Below are 3,457 nucleotides of genomic sequence, written 5' to 3' on the forward strand. Positions count from 1 at the left end.
GGCGGGGGTGTCAGGACCTGTTGATCGATGGCTGTCAGTTCCTGTCGGACGAGATGCTGCTGCCCGCTCAGGATCGCAAGTCGATGGTGCTCAACGTCAACGCCAACGACTCGAAAATCCGCGACTCGCGCTTCGTGCGCTTCGGGACGAGTTTCGTGCTGAATGGCTCGGGGCATCTGATCGTCGGCAATCACTGGTTTCAGGGCGATGAGGAAAGCAATGGCGTGCGCGTGGCCGGGCTGGTCTTCACCCAGACCAATGTCCAGTCGGCGGTGACCGGCAATTACATCGACAATTCGGTGATCGAGTGGACCAACGAGCATGACGCCGAACCGGATTTCGCGAGCGAATACAGCTTTGGCGGGCTGACGGTGACGGGCAATACCTGCGTGTGCATCAACGTCGCGCCGTGGTTCACTTGGCTCTCGATCAAGCCCTACGGGCCGGGGCATTTCATTCAGGGTCTGAGCGTGACGAATAACGTGTTCAAATCGCTGAACGGCAGTGTCGACCGGATCGAGAAGATCGACACGAGTTTCGCGGATATCGACCGCTCGCGGGTGCGCAACGTGGTCTTCGAGGCGAATATGTTTAACGCGATCAACGACATTTCGCAGAACCCGGTGATGGTCGAGGTGAACCAGTCCACGGCGCAATCGGTCTGGACGGTGGATGCGAGCGAGTACCTTCCGTTCGGGGGCTGGGCGCGCAATGTCCAGAGCCTAATCGCCGAGGGCATGGTGCGCGACGGTTCGGGCGCGCGGATCGACGCGATGCCCTATGTCGCTGTGGAGCAGGGCGCGGCCAAGAACCAGATTACGGTGAACTGGCCGGAGGCGGCGAAGGGGCGGCTGCAGGTCACGCTGCGGATGGATAACCCGATCTAAACGATGTGAGCGGAGCCGGTCTGGGCCGGGGCGGGCGGATCGGCAAGGCGGCGCGTGGGGCGAAAGTCCTGCGCGTTGTTCTTATGTCAGGTCCGCGGGCGTCAGTCGAAAGGCGCGGCCGAATCCGCCATTGAGAGCCGCCGAGGCCGCGCGGAGATCGAAGAAGAAGAAATCGGGCAGGTCGATATAGAGCTTCGATTTCGGATGATCGGAGAGCCAGCGCTCGCGCATAGCCGGGAAGGCGGGGTCGTCGCGGTGGATGGCATGTGCCTCGACCTGCAGCGAGAGGCGGGGATGGGTGAGCGGGTCGCCTTTCGCGCCGGGCTCGCCTAGCAGCAACCCGGCCCGGCGATCCCGCAGCAGGGCCGTCGTGTGTGCTGCGAGGCTGGAAACGAAGGTTAACAGCTCTCCCTGAGGGCCGGGGCCAAGGGCGACGCGCGTTACGACCGGCGCGCCTGTATCCGGGTCGAGCGTGCCAAGCGCGCCGAACCGGGCTTCACGGATCAGGCTTTGCGCCAAGGCGCGGGCCTCGGCATCCGTGGGGCGGATCGGGTTGGTCGGCGGCGTCTGCTGCGGCATGGGAGGCTCCTTCAAGGCGGCGCGATGGTAGGGCGCGGGCCTGCGGGCGACAATCGGCGAAGTTATCCACAGGATGCCGTAACGGAAGGTCGCGAGCCGAATCATTCTGAGCGTCCGATTCGCCTCATCGCGGTTGCGGCATGATTTTAACCGTGCGGTCGATTTTCAAATTCAGTTGGGTTCGAGCGGAAACGCTACAGGCAAGCACTTGAATTGGCTCGCCTATTTTCTGCCTCATTTCCGTGCATTTACAGCGTTAGCGCAATCGGTGTCAAAAAATTTACAGAAATATGTAGCGTATAAAGGGGGTTACATGAATCTTAACCTTTGAGTTACAGTAGCGCGGGGTAGAGGGCCTGCACTATCACGCGGGCGACATGCGGACACGCCGTGCCGCAATGCGAAATTGCTGGGAGGAAGCTCATGACTGCGCAAGACAAGGTGACTCAGGTTCCAGAGGTCAAAGAGGTCCCGCCGGGCTTCGAGAACGCCCATGCCGACGCCGCGAAATATCGCGAGATGTATCAGGAATCGATCACCGATCCGGAGAAGTTCTGGGGCCGCGAGGGTAAGCGCCTCGACTGGATCACGCCGTATACCAAGGTGAAGAACACCGATTTCACCTTCGGCCATGTCGATATCAAATGGTTCGAGGACGGCGTGCTGAACGCCAGCGTGAACTGTATCGACCGTCACCTCGCCACGCGCGGCGACCAGACCGCGATCATCTTCGAGCCCGACGATCCGGAAACCCCGGCGCAGCACATCACCTACAAGGAGCTGTCCGAGAAGGTGAACCGCTTCGCCAACGTGCTGTCGAGCCAGGGCGTGATGCGCGGCGACCGCGTCGTGATCTATCTGCCGATGATCCCGGAAGCGGCTTACGCGATGCTCGCCTGTGCGCGTATCGGCGCGATCCACTCGATCGTCTTCGCGGGCTTCTCGCCTGACGCACTCGCCAACCGCGTCAACGACTCGGGCGCCAAGGTCGTCATCACCGCCGACACCGCTCCGCGCGGTGGCCGCCGCACACCGCTCAAGGCGAATGCCGACGCCGCGCTGCTGCACTGCTCGGACAAGGTGCGCTGCCTCGTCGTGAAGCATACCGGCGACCAGACCTCGTGGATCGACGGTCGCGATGTCGACGTGAAGGCGATGATGGAGAACGTCTCGCCCGAATGTCCGCCGCGTCCGATGAACGCGGAAGATCCGCTGTTCATCCTTTACACCTCGGGCTCGACCGGCAAGCCGAAGGGCGTCGTGCATACCACCGGCGGCTATCTCGTCTACGCGGCGATGACGATGCAATACACGTTCGACTACCATGATGGCGACGTGTTCTGGTGCACCGCCGATGTGGGCTGGGTCACCGGCCACAGCTACATCGTCTACGGGCCGCTCGCGAATGGCGCGACCACGATCATGTTCGAAGGCGTGCCGACCTATCCGGATGCGGGCCGTTTCTGGGCCGTTTGCGAAAAGCACAAGGTCAACCAGTTCTACACCGCGCCCACCGCGATTCGCTCGCTGATGGGCCAAGGGCCGGAATGGGTCGAGAAATACGATCTGTCCGATCTCAAGGTGCTGGGCTCGGTCGGTGAGCCGATCAACCCCGAAGCCTGGGCCTGGTACGACAAATACGTCGGAAAGGGCAAATGCCCGATCGTCGACACGTTCTGGCAGACCGAGACCGGCGGCCACATGCTGACCCCGCTTCCGGGGGCGACGCCCACGAAGCCCGGCTCGGCGACCCGTCCGTTCTTCGGCGTGAAGCCGGTCGTGCTCGACCCGCAGACCGCGGTGAAGCAGGACGAAACCGAGACCGAAGGCGTGCTGTGCATCTCGGACAGCTGGCCGGGCCAGATGCGCACCATCTGGGGCGACCACGAGCGTTTCCAGGAGACCTATTTCAGCCAGTACAAGGGCTATTACTTCACCGGTGACGGCTGCCGCCGCGACAGCGACGGCTACTACTGGATCACCGGCCGCGT

2 protein-coding genes and 1 pseudogene are annotated in these 3,457 nt (G+C 62.5%); 2 read left to right on the forward strand and 1 reads right to left on the reverse strand.

All coding sequences use genetic code 11. The features are described 5' to 3' along the window. Positions 1-887: pseudogene (locus tag B3D39_RS14310) on the forward strand (right-handed parallel beta-helix repeat-containing protein); the annotation flags it as partial. Between the two features lie 81 nt (positions 888-968). On the opposite strand, the gene B3D39_RS14315 reads toward B3D39_RS14310, so the two are convergent. Further along, entirely contained in the window at positions 969-1,466 is a 498-nt protein-coding gene (locus B3D39_RS14315) for a HugZ family protein (RefSeq protein ID WP_274962661.1), read from the reverse strand. 423 nt (positions 1,467-1,889) lie between these two features. Between B3D39_RS14315 and acs the strand changes: the two genes are divergently transcribed. After that, positions 1,890-3,457, forward strand: a 1,568-nt coding sequence (acs, locus tag B3D39_RS14320; protein WP_286789825.1) for an acetate--CoA ligase, incomplete at its 3' end; no start/stop codon positions are given.

Origin of the sequence: Thioclava sp. UBA3469, assembly GCF_002378135.1 — a bacterium.
In the GTDB taxonomy this organism is placed as follows: domain Bacteria; phylum Pseudomonadota; class Alphaproteobacteria; order Rhodobacterales; family Rhodobacteraceae; genus Thioclava; species Thioclava sediminum.